23 protein-coding genes are annotated in these 19,363 nt (G+C 62.6%); 15 read left to right on the top strand and 8 right to left on the bottom strand.

The genetic code is table 11. The annotated features are described in order from the left end of the window. Window positions 1-47: 47 nt before the first annotated feature. Complete coding sequence (rpoD, locus tag D8Z78_RS13910; protein WP_121630876.1) at window positions 48-2,036, top strand: RNA polymerase sigma factor RpoD; 1,989 nt, start codon at window positions 48-50, stop codon at window positions 2,034-2,036. A 91-nt stretch (window positions 2,037-2,127) separates the two neighbouring features. Here the strand turns inward: rpoD and D8Z78_RS13905 are convergent, their stop codons facing one another. Beyond that, window positions 2,128-2,391: a hypothetical protein gene (locus D8Z78_RS13905; protein WP_121630875.1), complete on the bottom strand. Its 264-nt coding sequence runs from the start codon at window positions 2,389-2,391 to the stop codon at window positions 2,128-2,130. Window positions 2,392-2,607: 216 nt separating this feature from the next. Here D8Z78_RS13905 and D8Z78_RS13900 point away from each other — a divergent pair, with 216 nt between their 5' ends. The 3 genes from D8Z78_RS13900 to D8Z78_RS13890 are packed head-to-tail and all read left to right on the top strand — an operon-like array spanning window position 2,608 to window position 3,368. Then, window positions 2,608-2,877 carry an HlyU family transcriptional regulator gene (locus tag D8Z78_RS13900; protein ID WP_121630874.1) on the top strand — a complete coding sequence of 90 codons (270 nt, stop codon included), beginning with the start codon at window positions 2,608-2,610 and terminating at the stop codon, window positions 2,875-2,877. Further along, window positions 2,871-3,083, top strand: a complete 213-nt coding sequence (locus D8Z78_RS13895; RefSeq protein WP_121630873.1) for an RND transporter — start codon at window positions 2,871-2,873, stop codon at window positions 3,081-3,083. Before D8Z78_RS13900 ends, D8Z78_RS13895 begins: the two co-directional genes overlap by 7 nt. A gap of 54 nt (window positions 3,084-3,137) precedes the next feature. Continuing rightward, entirely contained in the window at window positions 3,138-3,368 is a 231-nt protein-coding gene (locus D8Z78_RS13890) for a hypothetical protein (RefSeq protein ID WP_121630872.1), read from the top strand. Here the strand turns inward: D8Z78_RS13890 and yghX are convergent. After that, on the bottom strand, window positions 3,365-4,261 hold the full coding sequence (yghX, locus tag D8Z78_RS13885; protein ID WP_121630871.1) for a YghX family hydrolase: 897 nt from the start codon (window positions 4,259-4,261) through the stop codon (window positions 3,365-3,367). The two genes, D8Z78_RS13890 and yghX, sit on opposite strands and share 4 nt — an antisense overlap. Window positions 4,262-4,353: 92 nt before the next feature. On the opposite strand from yghX, the gene D8Z78_RS13880 reads away from it, so the two are divergent. From D8Z78_RS13880 to ribD, 3 genes are all read left to right on the top strand, one after another. Further along, window positions 4,354-4,758, top strand: coding sequence for a secondary thiamine-phosphate synthase enzyme YjbQ (locus D8Z78_RS13880; protein WP_121630870.1), 405 nt, complete (start codon window positions 4,354-4,356; stop codon window positions 4,756-4,758). 151 nt (window positions 4,759-4,909) lie between these two features. Continuing rightward, complete coding sequence (gene nrdR, locus D8Z78_RS13875; protein ID WP_121630869.1) at window positions 4,910-5,377, top strand: transcriptional regulator NrdR; 468 nt, start codon at window positions 4,910-4,912, stop codon at window positions 5,375-5,377. Beyond that, the gene (gene ribD, locus D8Z78_RS13870) at window positions 5,374-6,471 is read left to right on the top strand and encodes a bifunctional diaminohydroxyphosphoribosylaminopyrimidine deaminase/5-amino-6-(5-phosphoribosylamino)uracil reductase RibD (RefSeq protein ID WP_255446352.1); all 1,098 of its coding nucleotides are present in this window, start codon (window positions 5,374-5,376) and stop codon (window positions 6,469-6,471) included. The genes nrdR and ribD overlap by 4 nt, the downstream gene beginning before the upstream one ends. 131 nt (window positions 6,472-6,602) lie before the next feature. On the opposite strand, the gene D8Z78_RS13865 is transcribed toward ribD, so the two are convergent. The 3 genes from D8Z78_RS13865 to D8Z78_RS13855 form a co-directional block, all read right to left on the bottom strand. Then, on the bottom strand, window positions 6,603-8,636 hold the full coding sequence (locus D8Z78_RS13865) for a capsular polysaccharide biosynthesis protein (RefSeq protein ID WP_240672123.1): 2,034 nt from the start codon (window positions 8,634-8,636) through the stop codon (window positions 6,603-6,605). A gap of 3 nt (window positions 8,637-8,639) precedes the next feature. Further along, window positions 8,640-9,806 (bottom strand): polysaccharide biosynthesis/export family protein, encoded by a 1,167-nt coding sequence (locus tag D8Z78_RS13860; RefSeq protein ID WP_121630868.1) that lies wholly within the window; start codon window positions 9,804-9,806, stop codon window positions 8,640-8,642. Between the two features lie 93 nt (window positions 9,807-9,899). Continuing rightward, entirely contained in the window at window positions 9,900-11,192 is a 1,293-nt protein-coding gene (locus tag D8Z78_RS13855; protein ID WP_121630867.1) for a capsule biosynthesis protein, read from the bottom strand. An 85-nt stretch (window positions 11,193-11,277) separates the two neighbouring features. Between D8Z78_RS13855 and D8Z78_RS13850 the strand changes: the two genes are divergently transcribed. Beyond that, complete coding sequence (locus D8Z78_RS13850; protein WP_121630866.1) at window positions 11,278-11,865, top strand: riboflavin synthase; 588 nt, start codon at window positions 11,278-11,280, stop codon at window positions 11,863-11,865. A 68-nt stretch (window positions 11,866-11,933) separates the two neighbouring features. Here the strand turns inward: D8Z78_RS13850 and D8Z78_RS13845 are convergent, their stop codons facing one another. The 3 genes from D8Z78_RS13845 to D8Z78_RS13835 all read right to left on the bottom strand — a co-directional run bounded on the left by D8Z78_RS13845 (window position 11,934) and on the right by D8Z78_RS13835 (window position 13,813). After that, the gene (locus tag D8Z78_RS13845) at window positions 11,934-12,989 is read right to left on the bottom strand and encodes a YeeE/YedE family protein (RefSeq protein ID WP_121630865.1); all 1,056 of its coding nucleotides are present in this window, start codon (window positions 12,987-12,989) and stop codon (window positions 11,934-11,936) included. 94 nt (window positions 12,990-13,083) lie between these two features. After that, complete coding sequence (locus D8Z78_RS13840; protein ID WP_121630864.1) at window positions 13,084-13,419, bottom strand: ArsR/SmtB family transcription factor; 336 nt, start codon at window positions 13,417-13,419, stop codon at window positions 13,084-13,086. Window positions 13,420-13,438: 19 nt separating this feature from the next. Beyond that, on the bottom strand, window positions 13,439-13,813 hold the full coding sequence (locus tag D8Z78_RS13835) for a thioredoxin domain-containing protein (RefSeq protein ID WP_121630992.1): 375 nt from the start codon (window positions 13,811-13,813) through the stop codon (window positions 13,439-13,441). A 77-nt stretch (window positions 13,814-13,890) separates the two neighbouring features. Between D8Z78_RS13835 and D8Z78_RS13830 the strand changes: the two genes are divergently transcribed. The 7 genes from D8Z78_RS13830 to soxB all read left to right on the top strand — a co-directional run bounded on the left by D8Z78_RS13830 (window position 13,891) and on the right by soxB (window position 19,362). Beyond that, complete coding sequence (locus D8Z78_RS13830; RefSeq protein ID WP_121630991.1) at window positions 13,891-14,628, top strand: cytochrome c biogenesis CcdA family protein; 738 nt, start codon at window positions 13,891-13,893, stop codon at window positions 14,626-14,628. A gap of 58 nt (window positions 14,629-14,686) precedes the next feature. Beyond that, complete coding sequence (locus D8Z78_RS13825; RefSeq protein ID WP_121630863.1) at window positions 14,687-15,265, top strand: thioredoxin family protein; 579 nt, start codon at window positions 14,687-14,689, stop codon at window positions 15,263-15,265. A 132-nt stretch (window positions 15,266-15,397) separates the two neighbouring features. Beyond that, window positions 15,398-15,874: a sulfur oxidation c-type cytochrome SoxX gene (gene soxX, locus D8Z78_RS13820; protein ID WP_121630862.1), complete on the top strand. Its 477-nt coding sequence runs from the start codon at window positions 15,398-15,400 to the stop codon at window positions 15,872-15,874. A 25-nt stretch (window positions 15,875-15,899) separates the two neighbouring features. Next, window positions 15,900-16,316, top strand: coding sequence for a thiosulfate oxidation carrier protein SoxY (gene soxY, locus D8Z78_RS13815; protein ID WP_121630861.1), 417 nt, complete (start codon window positions 15,900-15,902; stop codon window positions 16,314-16,316). A 24-nt stretch (window positions 16,317-16,340) separates the two neighbouring features. After that, window positions 16,341-16,667 carry a thiosulfate oxidation carrier complex protein SoxZ gene (soxZ, locus tag D8Z78_RS13810; protein WP_121630860.1) on the top strand — a complete coding sequence of 109 codons (327 nt, stop codon included), beginning with the start codon at window positions 16,341-16,343 and terminating at the stop codon, window positions 16,665-16,667. A gap of 54 nt (window positions 16,668-16,721) precedes the next feature. Continuing rightward, entirely contained in the window at window positions 16,722-17,567 is an 846-nt protein-coding gene (gene soxA, locus D8Z78_RS13805; protein WP_121630859.1) for a sulfur oxidation c-type cytochrome SoxA, read from the top strand. Window positions 17,568-17,664: 97 nt separating this feature from the next. Continuing rightward, window positions 17,665-19,362 carry a thiosulfohydrolase SoxB gene (gene soxB / locus D8Z78_RS13800; RefSeq protein ID WP_121630858.1) on the top strand — a complete coding sequence of 566 codons (1,698 nt, stop codon included), beginning with the start codon at window positions 17,665-17,667 and terminating at the stop codon, window positions 19,360-19,362. Window position 19,363 lies beyond the last annotated feature (1 nt).

Raw genomic sequence — 19,363 nt, 5'->3', positions numbered from 1 at the left:
TCGGATCACTTCGAATCGCCCGCCCCAGCCCCGATCAGGAGAGCCGCATGGCAGCCAAGGATAACGACGACGCCAAGACGCAGGATCAGGACGAGGAAATCAGCCTCGACATGAGCCAGGCGGCGGTCAAGAAGATGATCGCCGAAGCGCGCGAGCGTGGTTACATCACCTACGATCAGCTCAATCAGGTTCTTCCGCCCGATCAGGTCTCGTCGGACCAGATCGAGGATGTGATGTCGATGCTCTCGGAAATGGGCATCCAGGTCACCGAGGAAGAAGAGGGCGACGAGGACGAGAACAAGGGCTCGACCGATCTGGTCGAAACCAAGAAGGGCGGCGATGTCGCCCTGTCCTCCGGTGGCACCGAAAAGCTGGATCGCACCGACGATCCGGTGCGCATGTACCTGCGCGAAATGGGTTCGGTCGAACTGCTGAGCCGCGAGGGCGAGATCGCCATCGCCAAGCGGATCGAGGCCGGGCGCAACACGATGATCGCGGGCCTGTGCGAAAGCCCGCTGACCTTTCAGGCGATCACCATCTGGCGCGAGGAACTTCTGTCCGAGGACATCCTGCTGCGCGACGTGATCGACCTTGAAACCACCTTCTCCGGGCAACTGGGCGAAGATGGCGACATGGAAGAGCCGCTGGTCGATACCAGCGGGGTCGAAGCCGCGCCCAAGGCCGACAAGGGCAACGAGCCCGAGTTGGACGCCGACGGCAACCCGATCTCGCGCGAGGATGACGAGGACGACGACGAGCAGGCCAACATGTCGCTGGCCGCGATGGAAACCGCGCTGAAGCCGCGGGTTCTGGAAACGCTCGACCGCATAGCGCGCGATTACGAAGAACTGGCCGAGATGCAGGACAGCCGGATTTCGGCGACCCTGAACGAGGATAACAGCTTTGGCGCCGAGGACGAGGCGCGCTATCAGAAGCTGCGCGGCGAGATCGTCGAACTGGTGAACGAGCTTCACCTGCACAACAACCGCATCGAGGCGCTGATCGACCAGCTTTACGGCATCAACAAGCGCATCATGTCCATCGACAGTTCGATGGTGAAGCTGGCCGATCAGGCCCGCATCAACCGCAAGGAATTCGTGGACGAGTATCGCGGGCACGAGCTGGACCCGAACTGGCTGGACCGCATGGCGGAGAAATCCGGGCGCGGCTGGCAGATGTTCATCGAGCGCAGCAGCGACAAGGTCGAGGAACTGCGCGCGGACATGGCGCAGGTCGGTCAATATGTCGGTCTGGATATCTCTGAATTCCGCCGCATCGTGAACCAAGTCCAGAAGGGCGAGAAGGAAGCCCGTCAGGCCAAGAAGGAAATGGTCGAGGCGAACCTGCGTCTCGTGATCTCCATCGCCAAGAAATACACGAACCGCGGCCTGCAATTCCTTGATCTCATTCAGGAAGGCAATATCGGCCTGATGAAGGCCGTCGACAAGTTCGAGTATCGCCGGGGCTACAAGTTCTCGACCTATGCGACGTGGTGGATCCGTCAGGCGATCACCCGCTCGATTGCCGATCAGGCGCGCACGATCCGTATCCCGGTCCACATGATCGAGACGATCAACAAGCTGGTCCGCACCGGTCGCCAGATGCTGCACGAGATCGGCCGCGAGCCGACGCCGGAAGAACTGGCCGAAAAGCTGCAAATGCCGCTGGAAAAGGTCCGCAAGGTGATGAAGATCGCCAAGGAGCCGATCAGCCTCGAAACGCCGATTGGCGACGAGGAAGACAGCCAGCTGGGCGATTTCATCGAGGACAAGAACGCGATCCTGCCGCTGGATTCCGCCATTCAGGAAAACCTGAAGGAAACCACGACCCGCGTGCTGTCCTCGCTGACCCCCCGCGAGGAGCGCGTGCTGCGCATGCGCTTTGGCATCGGCATGAACACCGACCATACCCTTGAGGAAGTCGGCCAGCAGTTCAGCGTGACCCGCGAACGCATCCGCCAGATCGAGGCCAAGGCGCTGCGCAAGCTCAAGCACCCGTCGCGCTCGCGCAAGCTGCGGTCGTTCCTGGATCAGTGACGGCTCGGCTTCGACACGAAGTCGATTGGACATGAAAAAGGCCGGCTCTAGAATGAGCCGGCCTTTGTTTTATTCTGTGTTGGCTAGGTGCTTAGAGGAAGCTGAGGCCAAGCATTGCGTACAGGATCGGAGAGGTCAAAAGGCCGATCACGCCCGTCAGAAGGCCAATCCCGGACAGCACGAATTGCTTCTTCGCAACACCGATGCCGCCCAGAATCAAGGCCAGCGTCCCGAATAGCGGTGCCAAGAAGAAGATGCTGATGATGCCGCAAACGGTCGCGCCGATACCCAAGGCGGAGGTTTGCTTTTGAACGATGATTGTGGTCGGATTTGCGGTTTCGATACTATCGGCCATGTCACAGTCCCTTTGAAAGAATGTTGTCGAGACGTCGACTCGAATGGAAGAGGTATGAACGCATTGCTAAGTCGTGCACGTGCCTCCAGAAACACATTGTTCTTGCCCGCGCTGCTCGTTGGCCCCGTACAATTCATCGTGGTGGCCTGCGTACGCGGTTGAAATTCCCGTTATGGGGCGGCAGTTTAAAGCGGGACGCAGACCGGAGGGTGCGCAATGTCGATCTTGTCCAAATTGTTCGGAAGTGGAAAAGGCAAACCCGCGGCGGCGGACCCGGTCGAGTATCAGGGCTTTCTGATCTTTCCCGAACCGATCAAGGAAGACGGTCAATACCGGATCGCCGCGCGGATCGAGAAGGGCGACAAGGTCCACCAGCTGATCCGTGCCGATCTGATCCGTGACCTTGACGAGGCGAACGAGGCCTCTCTGGGCAAGGCCAGACAGATGATCGACCAACTGGGCGAGTCCCTGTTCAAGGAATGGTAAACCGCCTTCCGTGGAGCGTGGTGATCCTGGCGTGCCTGACCCTCGGTCTTGCGCCGTTCACCCCGCCGCATGTCTGGGAAAAGCTCCAGATGCTGGCGGCGGGAACGTTGACCGAACCGGTGGACATCCTTGACCTGTTGATGCACGGCGCCCCTTGGGCCCTGCTCTGTGCCAAGGTGTTTTTCAGCCTGAAGGCAAAACCTTAGCGGAAAGGGAACCATTTTCATCTCTTCTGTGTTTCGCCACGGAGGGATGTGAAAATGACCAAGTTTCTGACAAGCCTGATGATTTGCATGACCGCCTTGCCGGTCCTTGCTGCGTTGCCGGAACGCGACGCGACCAAGACCATCGTGATCGAGGTCGCGCCGGAGGATCTGGAACGCTGCCGCGAAACGCTTGCACAGGTGATGATGTCACCCCTGACGGCGGACCAGCCGATCCCCGCGAACATGCCGCCAGCGCCCAACGTGACCTGCGTCGCCAGACGCTAGGTCAGGTGCTCGTTGAAGAAGGCGATGGTGCGCTCCCAAGCCAGTTCTGCGGCGGCTTCGTCGTAGCGGGGCGTTGAATCGTTGTGGAACCCATGGTTCACACCCGGATAGATGTGAGCCGTGTAGGTCTTGCCATGCTCTTTCAGCGCCGCCTCGTAGTCGGGCCAGCCAGCGTTGATCCGTTCATCCAGCTCGGCGTAGTGCAAGAGCAGGGGCGCCTCGATGCGAGGCACATCTGACGCCGCGGCCTGCCGTCCATAGAACGGTACCGAGGCGGACAGTTCGGGATAGGCGACCGCCAAAGCATTACAGACCCCACCCCCATAGCAGAAGCCCACGCAGCCCACCTTGCCCGTGGTCATCTCGTGCCCGGCAAGCCATTCATAGGCGGCAAAAAAGTCGTTCATCAGCTTTTCGCCATCAACGGTGCGCTGCAATTCGCGCCCCTCTGCATCGTTGCCGGGATAGCCGCCAACGCTGCTCAGACCGTCCGGGGCAAGCGCGATGAACCCGGCCTTGGCCACCCGGCGCGCGACATCCTCGATATAGGGGTTCAGCCCGCGGTTCTCATGCACGACAACCACTGCGGGGGCAGGGCCTTCGAGCCCGGCGGGCTTGACCAGATAGCCGCGCACTTGTCCATGTCCGTTGGGCGACGGGTATTCGATGTATTCCGGCAAAATTTCGGGATCGTTGAAGCTGACCTGCTCGGCCAGCGCATAGTTCGGCGACAGCATGTCGAGCAGCACCGAGGCCGTGACCGCGCCCACGGCAAATTTGCCGGCCCGGTCCAGAAATTCCCGTTTGGTCAGCTTGCCATGCGCGTAAAAGTCATAGAGTTCAAGAAGTTCCTGATCGAAATCGGCGGCTGTAAGGCGTCTTTGATCTTTCATGTCACTCTCCCTGGTCCGGGGCCGTCGGTTGCTGAAGGCCGCTTCGGATGACAAAAGGATAAAAGACGGATGTTGCGGGGGAAGCTGAACAAATGCAGACCGAGTTCACGATTTCGACACAGGGTCAGGGCCTGTATGCCTTCACCCGCGACGTGGCAGACTGGGTGTCCGGCACCGGGCTTTTGACGCTGTTCGTTCGCCATACCTCGGCGTCGCTCCTGATCCAGGAGAATGCCGACCCAGAGGTGCAGACCGACTTGCTGGCCTATTTTCGACGTCTCGTTCCCCCGACGACCGACCCCTCCATGGCCTACCTGACCCACACCTACGAGGGGCCCGATGATATGCCAGCGCATATCAAATCGGCGCTCTTGCCGGTCTCCTTGTCCATTCCGGTCATTGATGGGCGCATGGTGCTGGGAACTTGGCAGGGAATTTACCTTTTCGAACATCGGGACGCGCCGCATCGGCGCAAGGTGGCCGCGCTCCTGACCTGAGTCGCGAATGTCACGGTTTTGCGCCCCATGATCTGGGGGCCACATTTGCCCTCTACCCAAATTATGGAGGCTGACCTATAGTGCCTGTGGATAAGTGGGGCCAACCCACGCCATGAGGCATAATCGGCGGAAAAAATGAGGGGGACGGCCCATGCGCTGCCCGTTTTGTGGAAATATTGACACACAGGTGAAGGACTCGCGCCCGGCGGAGGATCATGTTTCGATCCGGCGGCGTCGGTTCTGCCCCGCATGTGGCGGGCGATTTACCACCTATGAACGCGTCCAGTTGCGCGATTTGGTGGTGATCAAGACCAACGGTCGGCGCGAGGATTTCGACCGCGACAAGCTGGAACGCTCGATCCGGATCGCGCTGCAAAAGCGCCCGATCGACCCGGAGCGCATCGATCAGATGATCTCTGGCATCGTGCGGCGGCTCGAAAGCATGGGCGAAACCGACATCCCCTCCAAGATGATCGGCGAAATCGTGATGGAGACGCTGGCCCGGATCGACACCGTGGCCTATGTGCGTTTTGCCAGTGTTTACAAGAACTTCCAAGCGGCTGACGATTTCGACAAGTTCGTTTCGGAACTGCGTCCAGAGGCTCAGGCCGAGAAGTGACCTCGTCCGACGCGCGCCACATGGCCCATGCGCTTGCGCTTGGGCGTCGCGGGATGGGCCAATGCTGGCCGAACCCGGCGGTGGGCTGCGTGATCGTGCGGGGTGACCGCGTCGTCGGACGGGGTTGGACACAGCCGGGCGGGCGCCCCCATGCGGAAACGCAGGCGCTGGCCATGGCGGGCGAGGCCGCGCAAGGGGCCACGGCCTATGTCACGCTCGAACCCTGTGCCCATCACGGTCAGACCCCACCTTGCGCCGACGCGCTCGTGACGGCGGGTGTGGCGCGCGTCGTGGCGGCGGTGCCGGACAGCGATCCGCGCGTCTCGGGGCAGGGTTTCGAACGCCTGCGCCACGCTGGAATTTCGGTCACGACCGGTGTTCTGGCCGAGCAGGCCCTGCGGGACCATGCGGGCTTCTTCCTACGGATCGAGCAGGGGCGGCCTTGGGTGACGCTGAAACTCGCCATGAGCACCGATGGCCGCATCGCGACAGCGACCGGCGAGAGCCAGTGGATCACTGGCCCGGCGGCGCGGCGCCGCGTGCACGCGCTGCGGGCGTCTCATGATGCGGTCATGGTGGGTGCGGGCACGGCGCGGGCCGACGATCCGGCGCTGACCGTCCGGGGCTTTGGCGACAGGCGGCAACCGGTGCGCATCGTCGCATCGCGGCACATCGACTTGCCGTTGATGAGCCAACTGGCCCGGACTGCGCGCGATGTGCCGGTCTGGCTGTGTCACGGGCCGGAAGCCCGCCGCGAGTTGCGGACGGCGTGGGAGGGGCTCGGGGCAAAACTGCTGCCCTGCCAAGTCGCATCGGGCCGCATCGAACCGGTTTCCCTGTTGCAATCTCTGGCTGCCGAAGGGCTGACCCGCGTCTTTTGCGAAGGCGGCGGGCAACTGGCCGCTGCCTTGTTGGCGGCTGACCTCGTCGACGAATTGCATGTCTTTACGGCGGGCCTCGTTCTGGGCGCCGAAGGCCATCCCGGCATAGGCGCATTGGGGGTCGAGCGCCTGTCCGATGCGCCGCGTTTCCAGCTTGTGGATTTCACCGTGGAGGGAAACGACGTGCACCATATCTGGCATAGGGCGAGTTGACGGCCTTTTGCGCGTCTTTACCGCAGGTTACCCTGCGATCGGATCGATCCACCGCAGCGCGAAAGATGCTGTGGACAAATGCAAAAACCCTTGTCTGCCAAACGGCTATCGCAAGGCTTTGTCAATCAAGGTTAACGGCGCCACAGATGGGCTTGGGATGCAAACAGCCCCTGCAGTTTCGATACGGTCCGGTTGAACGGGCCCGGCCGTGGGATCGCGCCCGTTTCCAAACGATCAACAATGACTTCGATCGGACAGGGCGAGCGGGTGATCGGGTCGTGGTAGCGCGGATAGTCGATCAGCGCGGCATGGACCAGCGCCTCCAGCGTCGGACGCGGCCCGGCGCTGCGACGGGCGGGCACCGGTCCGAGATCGCGGGTCAAGCCCCAGCCGGCATAGAACGGCGCGCCGAGAACCGTCACCTTGCAGCCGCGCAAAAGCGCCTCGAACCCGGTGAGGGATGTCATTGTCCAGACCTCGTCCACCTGTCGCAGTAGCGCCCCCATATCCGCGTTTTCGAGCGTGATATCAGCCCATTGCGCGGCATTGTTCACGTGACCTTTGCGCAGTCCTGCGACCACGTCCGGATGTGGTTTCCAGATCAGGACCGCGTCTGGATTGGCGTCACGGGCAGCTTGCAGCAGCGCTTGGTTGGTGTTCACCTGGCCCGCGCCAGTCAGGATCGAGGCGTCATCCTCGACTTGCCCGGGAACCAGAATGCAGCGCCCTCTGGGGAGTGTGGGTAAGTCTCCGGATAGATTGTATTTGGACAAACCAGAGGCCGTCAATCGCGTCAAAATCCGTCTAGAACGTTCGATTTGGTCTGGTCGCAGACCTGAGGCGCGCCGGGCTATCAGGGTTTCCAACTGCGAGGGGCGGGTCGGATCGTAATAGATACCCACAGGGTCAAGGACCAGCGACAGCGGCGGGATCAATTCAGCCCCCAAACCCCGCGAGCGCAGGAAACCGTCTTCGACCCGGACGACATCACCTTGCGCCCGACCGGCCCAACACATGTGCCTGCGATGGGTCTTTTTCGTGATTTCACAGGCCTTTACGGCGTCATCTTCATAGATGACGCGCGCCTCTCGTCCAAAGAAGTGCTGCAAGGGCGCACGTTTCCACATCCGCATGCCGCTGGCGACCCAGCCTGCACGGTCCTCGCGCCACGCGCGGGTCTGGGCTTCGAGATGGCCAAGCACCTCTTCGATCTGGCACAGCCGGTCCTGTGCCGGGTCATACCAGCGTGGGTACAGGATCATTGCGGCGGCGAACAACTGCGCCCGGGTCAAGCTGCGCTGGCGACGATAAACGGGCATCTCGTCCTCGGTCAGCCCCCAGCCCGCATAGAAGGGCTGGCCAAAGACGCGCGGGCGGTGCCCGGCGAGAATGGCTTCGAACCCCATTTGCGACGACACCGTGTAGACGGCCACGGCGCCATCCAGCAACTGCCACGGGCTGACGGGCGCGTCGAACAGGGTGATCCGGTCGCTGGCATCCCCAGCCTCGTAATGGCCGGGGCGGTAGCCTGCACCGGTTTCGGGGTGGGTCTTCAGAACGATACGTGCGCCCGGGTTTTCTTCCTGCGCGACGAACAGCATTTCCAGAAAGCGGTTCCGGTCGGCGCCGGAGGCGCGTACCGACGCATCCCCGCGTGTCTGGTCGATCAGCAGAACATAGCCGGGCCGGGGCAGGGGCAGGTCAAGACGCGTGGCGCTGTATTTCGACAGGTGCGCCTCGGCCATGCGTGCCATCGCGCCGCGCGCCCGGTCGAGCAATGCGGTGTCGTCCAGCGGATGGGTCTTGAGCAGGGTTTCCAGATCGGAGGGGGTGCGCCCGTCGAAATGCACACCGGTCCGGTCCAGCACCAGACCAAAGGGCGGCTCTCCGGCACGACCGGGATGCAGAGACCGCAGAAAGGCGTCCTCGACCCGCAGAAGACCCGCGCTGGTACGGGCGGCCATGGCCTCGCCCCGCGCGGCATAGGGGGATTGCCCCCAGACACCGATCAAGCCCGTGGCATCGGGACGCCCAAGGCTGACCCGATAGCCCGCCAGCGACAGGATGCGGCGCAGGCGGCGCTGCCAAAGGAAACCACCGTTGTAGACATGAAGACGCCGGGGGTTGTCGCCCCCGGCGTGATCTGCGTCCGCAAAGTCGGACACGTGTCAGCCTCCGCCGCCAGACAGCGCGTCTGCGGTCGTGGTCAAGGTGCCCACGGCGCTCAGCGAACCGGTCAGGGCCGAGATCGTCTTGTCCCACTGGGTGAACGGCGCCTCGGTCACGTACAGCGTGTCGCCGTCCCGGATCGCGAAGTCGCGGGCCATGAACATGCCGTTGGGCTTCGTCAGGTCCAGCACGTAGACCATGCGCTGCGCACCAACCAGATCGTTGCGCCCCAGCACCTGATTGGCAATCGCAGCCGGTTCGTTGCGGAAGACGAAGACGCCGGTCGGGTCCGCCGTGCTCGACAGCAGGCCGCCAACCTGCGCGATGGCCTCGACCCCGGACAGGGTCTGCGTCTCGAACGGGACGCGGGCCTGCGTGCCGGTTGCGCCAAGCGCCGTGAAGGCGCGGGTGTCCTGTTCGATCAGGATGCGGTCGCCGCCGCGCAGGGCAATGTCGAACTCGGGATATTCGTACAGGTCCTGAAACCAGATCGTCCCCTTTTGATTGCCACGCAACACGGTGATCTGCGCAATCTCGGGCTCGATCGTCACGCCACCGGCGCGCGCCAGCATCGAGGACAGGGTCCGCGTCGGACGCTCGATCGCATAAACGCCTTGGCCGCCCACGGCGCCGACAAGGCTGACGGTCGAGCCGTCCCCCGCCACGCGACGGACTTGCACCTGCGGGTCGGGGGTCTGGTCTTCGAGTTTCTCGGTGATGATGCGGCGCACCGCCTCGGGCGTGTTGCCCGCGGCGCGGATACGGCCCGCGTAAGGGATGAAGATGAAGCCGGAGCCGTCGACCTGCACCTCTTCGAGGATGGCCGGACCGCCGCCGCCTGCCGCCGCGCCGCCGGAGCCCAGAAGCGGGTCGTCGACGTTTTCCCAAACGGAAATGCCCAGCGTGTCGCCTGCGCGGATCGTGTCGGATCCCAGCACTCCGGCATTCTTGAATGCCTCGGTAAAGCCAAGCGCCGGAACGACGGCGGTGGCACGGGTCACGCGGTCATTGACCGAAACGATGAAGGCATCGCCTTCGCGTTGCACGGAACCTGCGAAGATTTCCTTTTTCGTTGGACCAACGCGCGGAAGGCCGCAGGACGCCAGTATCGACGTCGCGACCAGCAGGGCGACGGAACGCGCCCACCGATTACGGGTGTGTTTCACTGCTCGGTCTCCTCGACCTTTGTTATTTTGCCTGCCTTTTTTCCCACGCTATCGAGAAGTGCCTGCAAAATCCAGCCTTTGGAGAAATCGGGGTCAGTGGACGACGCGCAACTGTTGCCGTGGTGCCGCGGTCCCGCGTCGCAGGGCGTCATAGGGATCGTCCGGCGCCAGCATCATGTCGACCACCTGCCTCAGCAATTGCCGCCGCCCGCGCGCCGAATAGAACCCACCGGGAAGTTGCGAGGTTTCAAGCAGATAGCGCCTGTAATCCTTGTAGGCGTGCATGTTCGGGCGCGACGGTGTCGCAAAGAATTCCGGCAGTGCCTGGGTCGAGACGAATTCCGGTTTCGCATAGACCGCGTCGCCAAAGACCTTCAGCGGGATACCGCGCCAAAGCACCTGCTGCGCGGCTGTCGAGTTCACGGTGACCGCGGTGCGGGCATCGTTGAGCAGTTGCGCCAGCTTGCCACCGCGCACGTAATGCACCCGGTCCTTCACGCCGTATTTGTGGGCTGCCTCGCGGATCGCCCGGCGCACATGCGACCGGCCATCTTCCAGCGGATGCGCCTTGAACACGAGGTGATGGTGCCCGGGCGCGCCGTCCGCAAAGCCTTGTACGACCATGTCCAGAAACTCTGGCATGGTGTTGAAGGGCGAATGTTTCTGAAAGCTCGAGTCATGCTCCAGCTGCATCAGGCATAGGTGATAGGGAAATCCGCCCAGCCGGATGCGTTGCGTGGCGATCACGCGGTCGACCCAGCTTGCCGGCATCAGGAGCAGCCGTTTCAGGTACAGCATGAATTCCTGCATCACCGTCAGCGACCGATGCGGCTGGAAATTGCGGTAATCACCATTCCGGAACATCACGAACCAGTGGTAGAGCGCGCCGTAAAAGATGTGGTGCCGCATGTCGCCCCAATGGGCCGGGGGCAGGGGGGCCTCCATGTCCGACAGGGCAAGCGTCTTCTGCATGTCCGCGATCGACATCTGCATCAGCCGCGAATGCCCGTTCGAGCCGCCCCGTTCATAGGTCACCCAATAGGGGCGCATATAGCCTTCTTCGAAGACATGAACGGTCAATCCGCGCCGTTTCGCTTCCTCGACCGCTTCGGCATGGATACGGCGCACGTCACCATACAGCACGATATCCGTCACATGCTTTTCCGACAGCAGCGCAACAAAGGTCGCGCGCCAGTCATCCGGCGTGCCACGGAACGGGATGTAGGATTTTGGATGAAACCAGAACGCCCGGTCGCCCGCGTTGAAGCCCACGCGCCAGACATCCGCCCCGGTCTTGCGCAGCATCGCACCCAGCCGGTGGAAGAAGGGGCCGTGCGGCCCCTGCAAGAACAGGAAGACCCGTTTCTCTCCGGTTGCGTTGCTCATGGGACCGTTCTATTCCGTTTGCCTGACGGAAACATTAACCGCTGATCCCGGCGAAAATAAGGCCGCATCACAGACAGGAGCCCCCATGTTCACAGGCATCGTCACCGATATCGGCGAAATCCGCCAGCTCGAGGATCGCGGCGACCTGCGCGCCCGCATCGGCACGTCTTATGACACTTCCGGCATCGAGATCGGCGCCTCGATCGCCTGCAATGGCTGCTGCCTGACCGTGATCGCCCTCGGCGAGGACTGGTTCGACGTCGACATCAGCGCCGAAAGCGTCTCGAAGACCAATATCGGCGACTGGGCCGAGGGCTACAGGATCAACCTCGAACGGGCGCTGAAGGTCGGCGATGAACTCGGCGGGCATATCGTCTCGGGCCATGTGGACGGGGTCGCGACGATCACCGCGATGCTGGACGAGGGCGACAGCACCCGCATCACCTTCGACGCGCCGGAAAGCCTCGCCCGTTTCATTGCGCCCAAAGGCTCAGTCGCGCTCAACGGCACCTCGCTGACGGTGAACGAGGTCGACGGCACCACGTTCGGCGTCAACCTGATCCCCCACACCAAGGAGGTCACGACCTGGGGCCATTCAAAGACCGGCGACCGGATCAACCTCGAAATCGACACGCTGGCCCGCTACGTCGCGCGCCTGCGCGATTTCGACTGACCCTCGGTTTCTTCTGGCCCGAAATACCGTGGGGGGAGGCGCGTGAGCGCCGGGGGGCAAAGCCCCCTCTACTCCGCTGGCTGGAACCCGACGATCAGCTGACGCAAGCCGAATGCCGCCCCGGCAAAGATCGCGGCAAAGGTGACGGGCGCGGACAGCGCCAACACCGAAAACGCCGACAGGCCCTGACCGATGGAACAGCCCAAGGCGATCACCGCGCCGCCGCCCATCAAAGCCGCGCCGATGATCTGGCGGCGCAACTCGCGCGGGTCCTCGCAGGCTTCCCATCGGAAATGTCCCTTGATCAGCGACCCGATGAAGGCGCCGCACCAGACGCCGGCGACCGATCCCACCGCAAAGCTCAGCGGCCGTGCAGAGCCGGTCATGAACCACAAGACCGATTCCCCCAGCGGTGCGGCAAAGCTGTGCGAGACGACCGGCAGCGCCTCGAACCCGGTGCGCGCGACCCAAGCCGTGCCGCCCCATGCCAGCACGACCGACAGGCCGACCGCTACGGCCCAGACCAGTTGCACCGGCTTCGCCCATAGCGCGCCCGAGGACAGCGACCCGCCGAGGATCAGCGCGCCGATTGCCATGCCGATCCAGTTGACGGGCAGGCCGGTCAGCCCGCCCAGTTGATGCGCGATCCCCGGGGCGGCGCCGGTCACGGGCACCTGCTCGAACAGCGCCGCGCGCAGCGGTGCCAAGGGGCCGGACAGCACCACATAGGTGCTGACCGCCATGACCAGCACGATGACGAAGCTGCGCAGATCGCCGCCGCCCAACCGTGCCAGCGCCCCGTACCCGCAATTGCCCGACAGGGCCATGCCATAGCCAAAGACGAGGCCGCCCAGAACCGAGGCCAGCGGCATCCAGCGGATCGACAAGTAGTAGGTGCTGACATCTGCCAGAAGTCCCACCTGCATCAGGGTGAAGGATCCGATCACCGCGATTCCGATGGCGACGCCCCACATGCGCATCCGCACCAGCGACCCGCCATAGAGCGCGTCTTCGATGGCCCCCAATGTGCAGAACCGGCCCAGCCGTGCCGCCAGCCCCAGCAATATGCCGCTGACCAGCCCGATCAGTGCGACCAAGTGGTGTTCCGTCAATATGTCGAGCATTTACGCCTCCCGATCCGGTCCCCCGCCGGATCAGGCCAGTATGCGAAAGTATGCGTCTTTCGGCAAGTGTCGTGGCACGGGGCCTGTGCGGCGCTCAGTCGTCCTTGCAGAACAGCTCGTAGACGCATTCCAGCATCTTCTTGGGCCGGTCATCGGCGAGGCGGTAATAGATCGCCTTGCCGTCGCGGCGCGGGACCACCAGCCCTTCGAGCCGCAGGCGCGACAGTTGCTGGCTGACGGCGGCTTGCCGCGCCGACAGCAATTCCTCCAGCTCGGTCACGGATTTCTCGCCAGTGACGAGATGGCACAGGATCATCAAGCGGCCCTCGTGGCTGATCGCCTTGAGGAAGGACGACGCGGTTGTGGCCTTCTCGACGATCTCGTCGAGGTCTTCGTCGCTCAGTGATGTGTCCAGGACCGGAAGTGCCATGGCGATGTTTCCCGATTGCTCACTGTGTGGCCGGTTCGAAATCCGTTTCTTGCTGCAACAGCTGCGAAAACATCGGCCAAAAGAAATTTTCGCCCGGATAGCCTTCGATGCGGGCAATTTCTACCCCGTCATCCACCAGAATGAAAGTCGGGGTAAAATTGACGCGCCGCGCATAGGCGATGCCTTCGGGCGGACCCATGTGCAGGTCGGCGCGCATCAGCGGCGCGAACTTGCCCTCTTCGGTGTTGGGATAGGCTGGTGCGATCTGGTCGTCCCAGGCGGCACAATAGGCGCAGCCGGGCTGTTCGACCATGATCAGCCGGAACTCGGCCATGGCAGGCTTGCCGAAAAGAACCAAGGCGAGGGCCGCCAAGACAGAAAGAATGATGCGCATCATACGGGACCGATTGACGAAAGTCATTCGCACAACCTAATCTGAATATGTGAATTGATCAAGGAAAGGTGCCTTTCGTGCTGGATATTACCTTCGCAGGTGCGGCACTTGCCGGTTTGATAACCTTTTTCACGCCCTGCATCCTGCCGATCGTGCCGTTCTACCTGTGCTACATGGCCGGGATTTCCATGACCGAACTGCGCGACGACACGGGAATCGCCCCCGGTGCGCAGCGCCGGTTGATCGTGTCCGCCGTTTTCTTTGCGTTTGGGGTGACGACGATCTTCGTGCTGTACGGCATGGGCGCGACCGCGGTGGGGCAGGCGTTTGCCGACTACCTCGACGCGCTGACATGGGTGGCGGTGGCGATCCTCGTGATCTTTGGCCTGCATTTCCTGGGCGTGGTGCGCATCGGCCTGCTGTACCGCGAGGCGCGCGTCGAATCGAAGATGGAGCCGACCTCGATCCTTGGGGCCTACCTGATGGGGCTGGCCTTCGGCTTTGGCTGGACGCCCTGCGCGGGGCCCGCGATCACGGCGATGCTGTTCATCGCCACCACCATGGGCGAGGTCTGGCGCGGCGGTCTGCTGATGCTGGTCTACGGCTTGGGCATGACCGCGCCCTTCGTCGTCGCCGCGCTGTTCTCGGGGCCGTTCCTGCGCTGGACGGGGCGGCATCGCGACAAGTTGAAATACGCCGAAAAGGTGATGGGGGGCATGATGCTGCTGTTCGCGGTGCTGATCGCGACGGGGAGCGTCAACGCCATCGGACAGTGGATGATCGAGACGTTCCCCGGTTGGACGTCCCTGAGTTGAGCGTTAACCTGCTGTCAGTTGCTCAGAAAATTGACGGCGCAGAATCGGGAGGAAGACCATGAAGGCCTGGATCGGAGCGGCCCTTGCGGCGGCCATTGCACTGCCCGTTTGGGCGCAGGAGATCGGCGATGACGGGCTGCACAAGCAGCCGTGGATGCGCGACACGTTCAAGGACCTGCGCGAGGATTTGGCCGAGGCCAACGCCGAGGGCAAGCGGCTTGTGTTGTTCTTCGAACAGCGCGGCTGCATCTACTGCAAGAAGATGCATGAGGAGGTCTTTGTCGATCCGGAGGTGTCCGACTACATCGACGAGAACTTCTTTGTCGTTCAACTGAACCTGCATGGCGATATCGAGATCACCGATCTCGACGGAGAATCGCTGTCCGAAAAGGACGCCGCGCGCAAGTGGCGCGTGCTGTTCACGCCCAACATCGTCTTCCTTCCGGAAGAGGTGCCCGAGGATACTTCGGCCATCGAAGCCTCGGTCGCGGTAATGCCGGGCGCGTTCAGCAAGGGGACCACGCTGGACATGTTTACATGGGTGAACGAAAAGCGCTATGAGCTTGATAACGGTGAGGATTTTCAACGCTATCACGCGCGCCGCATCACCGAGCGCAACGACGGGAAAACCGACTGAAACACGGAAAACATGCTCAAAAATTCACATCCGTGAATTTGTTGTTGCGTGAACACGGCTCGGTGGCCTACGGTATACATCAGCCGGAATCTGAGGCGCCTGTCAAAGGCGCGCAAGGCCCAGGGAGGGAATATGAGGCTTACAGCAATCACGGCAGCGGCAACGCTGATCGCGGGTATGGCGGTCGCCGAAACGGTGGCACCCGATGACGTTCAATATGGCGAATACGGCGAAGTCGAAGCGTCGCTGACCGGCATGCCGGGCGACCCGGCGAACGGCAAGGTGATCATCACCAGCCGGTCCAAGGGCAACTGCGTCGCCTGCCACACCGCCGAGGCGTGGTCCGATGCCGCCTTCCATGGCGAAGTCGGTCCGATGCTGGACGGCGTGGGAGGCTATCGTTCCGAGGCGGAACTGCGCGGGATCGTGGCCAATGCCAAGATGACCTTCGAAGGGTCGGTGATGCCGGCCTTCTACAAGACCAGCGGCTTCATCCGTCCCGGTGACGCCTATACCGGCAAGGCTGCGCCTGCCGACCTGCCGCCGATCCTGTCGGCTCAGGAAATCGAAGATGTGGTGGCCTTCCTGATGACCCTTCAGGATGGCTGAGACCCAGGTTCAAAGGAGAATGACGATGGACTTTACGCGTCGCGAAACGCTGGCACTGGGTGCCGGTGCCGCGCTGATGACCGTTCTTCCCTTCCGCGTGAATGCGGCTGCGGATGACGCGATCAACGAATTCACCGGCGGTGCTGCCGTTGCAGATGGGGGCGTCGACCTCGACGCGCCGGAAATCGCCGAGAACGGGAACACCGTTCCGATCGGCGTCTCTGCCGAGGGCGCCACGGCGATCCTGCTGCTGGCCGCCGGCAACCCGACCCCTGGTGTCGCCACCTACAACTTCGGCCCGCTCGCCGGTTCCACCGCGGCATCCACCCGGATCCGTCTGGCCGGTACGCAGGACGTGATCGCAATTGCCAAGCTTGCCGATGGCAGCTTTGCCCGCGCCTCGAAGACCGTGAAGGTCACCATCGGCGGCTGCGGCGGCTAACCCAGATATCAAGGAGACAGACAGATGGCAGATGGTGTCAAACCCCGCGTCAAGGTCCCGAAAAGCGCCTCCGCCGGTGAAGTGATCACGCTCAAGACGCTGATCTCGCACCCGATGGAATCGGGCCAGCGCAAGGACAGCTCGGGAAACGTGATCCCGCGCTCGATCATCAACCGCTTCACCTGCGACTTCAACGGCCAGAACGTGATCGACATCACGATGCAGCCCGCGATTTCGACCAACCCCTACTTCGAATTCGACGCCACGGTGCCGGAAGCGGGTGAATTCAAGTTCACTTGGTACGACGACGACGGCTCGGTCTACGAAGAGTCCAAGAAGATTTCCGTGTAAAACGGAACCCCTGTCCCGCCGTGCGGGGCAGGGCGCCTTTAGGGAGGGAACATAATGAAATTCAAGGCTCTGACCGCCGTGGTCGCCCTGTGCGCCGCCACCACCGCCTATGCCGGCGGTGCGGATGACGACGTGCTGGCGATCGACGGCGAAGAGATGATCTCGAAGACCGACGCCCCCGCGCACTTGGCGGAAACCGGCATCGACACGATCATTTCGGGCTGGCATTTCCGCGAGGATGACACGCAGGCGATGCAGCTCGACACGTTCGACAATCCCGGCATGATCTTCGTCGATCAGGCGATGGACAGCTGGAACACCGTCGAAGGCGAGGCCGGTGAAAGCTGCGCCTCTTGCCACGGTGACGTGGCCGAATTCGAAGGCCTGTCGACCAAGATGCCGAAGGTCGATGAGGACGGCAAACTGGTGGTGATGGAAGACCTCATCAACGAATGCCGCACCGAGCGTATGCAAGCCAACGAGTGGAAGTGGTCCGGTGGCACCATGCAGGCCATGGTCGCGCTGATCAACCACCAGTCGCTGGGCATGCCCATGGACGTGGCCATCGACGGCGCCGCTGCCCCCTTCTGGGAGCAGGGCAAGGAGATGTACTACACCCGCTACGGTCAGCTCGAACTGTCCTGCGCCAACTGCCACGAGCAGAACTACGGCAACTACATCCGCGCCGATCACCTCAGCCAAGGTCAGACCAACGGTTTCCCGACCTACCGTCTGAAACAGGCGAAGCTGATCTCGAAGCACAACCGCTTCCGTGGCTGCATCCGCGACACCCGCGCCGAGACCTTTGCCGAAGGATCGGACGAGTTCCGCGCGCTTGAACTGTATGTCGCCTCGCGCGGCAATGGTCTGAGCGTCGAAGCCCCCGCGGTCCGTCAATAATCCCATACCCCGCGCCGATTTGGTCGGCGCGGGGTTTCTTGCTTATAACCCATTCACACATGCGCATGTGTGTCATGAGATAGAAAGACCCCTCCCCATGATCTCAAGACGCGATTTCCTGCAGGTGTCCATGGCGGCGTCGGCGATGGTCGGCGCCTCCGGTTTTGGCAACTGGGCGCGGCTGGCCGCGCAGCAGAGCCTGACTCAGGACCAGTTGCTGCAATTCGACACCTTCGGCAATGTCAGCCTGATCCACGTCACCGACATCCATGCGCAGTTGAAGCCGATCTACTTCCGCGAACCGTCGATCAATATCGGCGTGGGCGGCAACAAGGGCGAGGTGCCGCATGTCACCGGCGCCGATTTCCGGCGTCTGTATGGCATCGAGGACGGCTCGCCGTCGCATTACGCGCTGTCGTCGGGCGATTTCGCCTCGCTGGCGCAGGCCTATGGCAAGGTCGGCGGTCTGGACCGAGTGGCCACGGTCATCAACGCGATCCGCGCTGACCGCCCCGACGCGCTGCTGCTGGATGGCGGCGACACGTGGCATGGCTCGATGACCTGTTACAAGACCGAAGGTCAGGACATGGTCAACGTCATGAACGCGCTGAAGCCCGACGCGATGACCTTCCACTGGGAATTCACGCTTGGGTCGGAGCGGGTGCAGGAAATCGTCGAAGGGCTGCCCTTTGCCGCGCTGGGTCAGAACATTTTCGATGCCGAGTGGGACGAACCCGCCGAGCTGTTCAAGCCCTACAAGTTCTTTGAGCGCGGCGGGGTGAAGATCGCCGTGATCGGGCAGGCCTTCCCCTACATGCCGATTGCCAACCCGCGCTGGATGTTCCCGGAATACTCCTTTGGTATCCGCGACGAGAACATGCAGGCGATGGTCGACGAGGTCCGCGCGGCGGGCGCCGAGCTGGTGGTCTGCCTTTCCCACAACGGTTTCGACGTGGACAAGCAGATGGCGTCGGTCGTGACCGGCATCGACGTGATCCTGTCGGGCCACACCCATGACGCGCTGCCCGAGCCGGTGCTGGTGGGCGAGACGATCATCGTCGCGTCCGGCTCCAACGGCAAGTTCGTGTCCCGCGTCGATCTGGACGTGCGCGATGGCCGCATGATGGGCTTCCGCCACAAGCTGATCCCGATCTTCTCGGACGTGATCACGCCCGATGCCAAGGTCGCAAGCCTGATCGACGAACAGCGCGCGCCCTACAAGGCCGAGCTGGAAGAGGTCATCGGCACCACCGATGAGCTTCTGTATCGTCGCGGCAACTTCAACGGCACCTGGGACGATCTGATCTGCAACGCCCTGATGTCCGAGCGCGAGGCCGATATCGCCATGTCGCCCGGCGTGCGCTGGGGGCCGAGCCTGATCCCCGGTGACAACATCACCCGCGAAGACATCTGGAACGTGACCTCCATGTCCTATGGCGAGGCGTACCGGTCTGAAATGACTGGCGAATTCATCAAGGTGATCCTAGAGGACGTGGCCGACAACATCTTCAACCCCGATCCCTATTACCAGCAGGGCGGCGACATGGTGCGCATCGGGGGCATGGGCTACCGGATCGACGTCAGCAAGCCGCAGGGCGAGCGCATCTCGGATATGACGCTGCTCAAGACCGGCGAGGCGATCGATCCGTCGAAAACCTACATCGTCGCGGGCTGGGCCTCGGTCAACGAGGGCACCGAAGGGCCGCAGATCTGGGACGTCGTCGAAAGCCATATTCGCAAACAGGGCACCATCACGCTGGAGCCCAACAATTCGGTCGAGGTGACGGGCGTCTAAG

Origin of the sequence: Tropicibacter alexandrii (genome assembly GCF_003667315.2) — a bacterium.
Classification (GTDB): Bacteria; Pseudomonadota; Alphaproteobacteria; order Rhodobacterales; family Rhodobacteraceae; genus Tropicibacter; species Tropicibacter alexandrii.
This window is presented reverse-complemented; position numbering and strand designations above follow the sequence as displayed.

What these genes read in the sequence shown, in the direction of transcription:
- rpoD (WP_121630876.1), top strand. Translation starts at nt 48, where the DNA reads ATGGCAGCCAAGGATAACGACGACGCCAAGACGCAGGATCAGGACGAG.
- D8Z78_RS13905 (WP_121630875.1), bottom strand. Translation starts at nt 2,391, where the DNA reads ATGGCCGATAGTATCGAAACCGCAAATCCGACCACAATCATCGTTCAA.
- D8Z78_RS13900 (WP_121630874.1), top strand. Translation starts at nt 2,608, where the DNA reads ATGTCGATCTTGTCCAAATTGTTCGGAAGTGGAAAAGGCAAACCCGCG.
- D8Z78_RS13895 (WP_121630873.1), top strand. Translation starts at nt 2,871, where the DNA reads ATGGTAAACCGCCTTCCGTGGAGCGTGGTGATCCTGGCGTGCCTGACC.
- D8Z78_RS13890 (WP_121630872.1), top strand. Translation starts at nt 3,138, where the DNA reads ATGACCAAGTTTCTGACAAGCCTGATGATTTGCATGACCGCCTTGCCG.
- yghX (WP_121630871.1), bottom strand. Translation starts at nt 4,261, where the DNA reads ATGAAAGATCAAAGACGCCTTACAGCCGCCGATTTCGATCAGGAACTT.
- D8Z78_RS13880 (WP_121630870.1), top strand. Translation starts at nt 4,354, where the DNA reads ATGCAGACCGAGTTCACGATTTCGACACAGGGTCAGGGCCTGTATGCC.
- nrdR (WP_121630869.1), top strand. Translation starts at nt 4,910, where the DNA reads ATGCGCTGCCCGTTTTGTGGAAATATTGACACACAGGTGAAGGACTCG.
- D8Z78_RS13855 (WP_121630867.1), bottom strand. Translation starts at nt 11,192, where the DNA reads ATGAGCAACGCAACCGGAGAGAAACGGGTCTTCCTGTTCTTGCAGGGG.
- D8Z78_RS13850 (WP_121630866.1), top strand. Translation starts at nt 11,278, where the DNA reads ATGTTCACAGGCATCGTCACCGATATCGGCGAAATCCGCCAGCTCGAG.
- D8Z78_RS13845 (WP_121630865.1), bottom strand. Translation starts at nt 12,989, where the DNA reads ATGCTCGACATATTGACGGAACACCACTTGGTCGCACTGATCGGGCTG.
- D8Z78_RS13840 (WP_121630864.1), bottom strand. Translation starts at nt 13,419, where the DNA reads ATGGCACTTCCGGTCCTGGACACATCACTGAGCGACGAAGACCTCGAC.
- D8Z78_RS13835 (WP_121630992.1), bottom strand. Translation starts at nt 13,813, where the DNA reads ATGCGCATCATTCTTTCTGTCTTGGCGGCCCTCGCCTTGGTTCTTTTC.
- D8Z78_RS13825 (WP_121630863.1), top strand. Translation starts at nt 14,687, where the DNA reads ATGAAGGCCTGGATCGGAGCGGCCCTTGCGGCGGCCATTGCACTGCCC.
- soxX (WP_121630862.1), top strand. Translation starts at nt 15,398, where the DNA reads ATGAGGCTTACAGCAATCACGGCAGCGGCAACGCTGATCGCGGGTATG.
- soxY (WP_121630861.1), top strand. Translation starts at nt 15,900, where the DNA reads ATGGACTTTACGCGTCGCGAAACGCTGGCACTGGGTGCCGGTGCCGCG.
- soxZ (WP_121630860.1), top strand. Translation starts at nt 16,341, where the DNA reads ATGGCAGATGGTGTCAAACCCCGCGTCAAGGTCCCGAAAAGCGCCTCC.
- soxA (WP_121630859.1), top strand. Translation starts at nt 16,722, where the DNA reads ATGAAATTCAAGGCTCTGACCGCCGTGGTCGCCCTGTGCGCCGCCACC.
- soxB (WP_121630858.1), top strand. Translation starts at nt 17,665, where the DNA reads ATGATCTCAAGACGCGATTTCCTGCAGGTGTCCATGGCGGCGTCGGCG.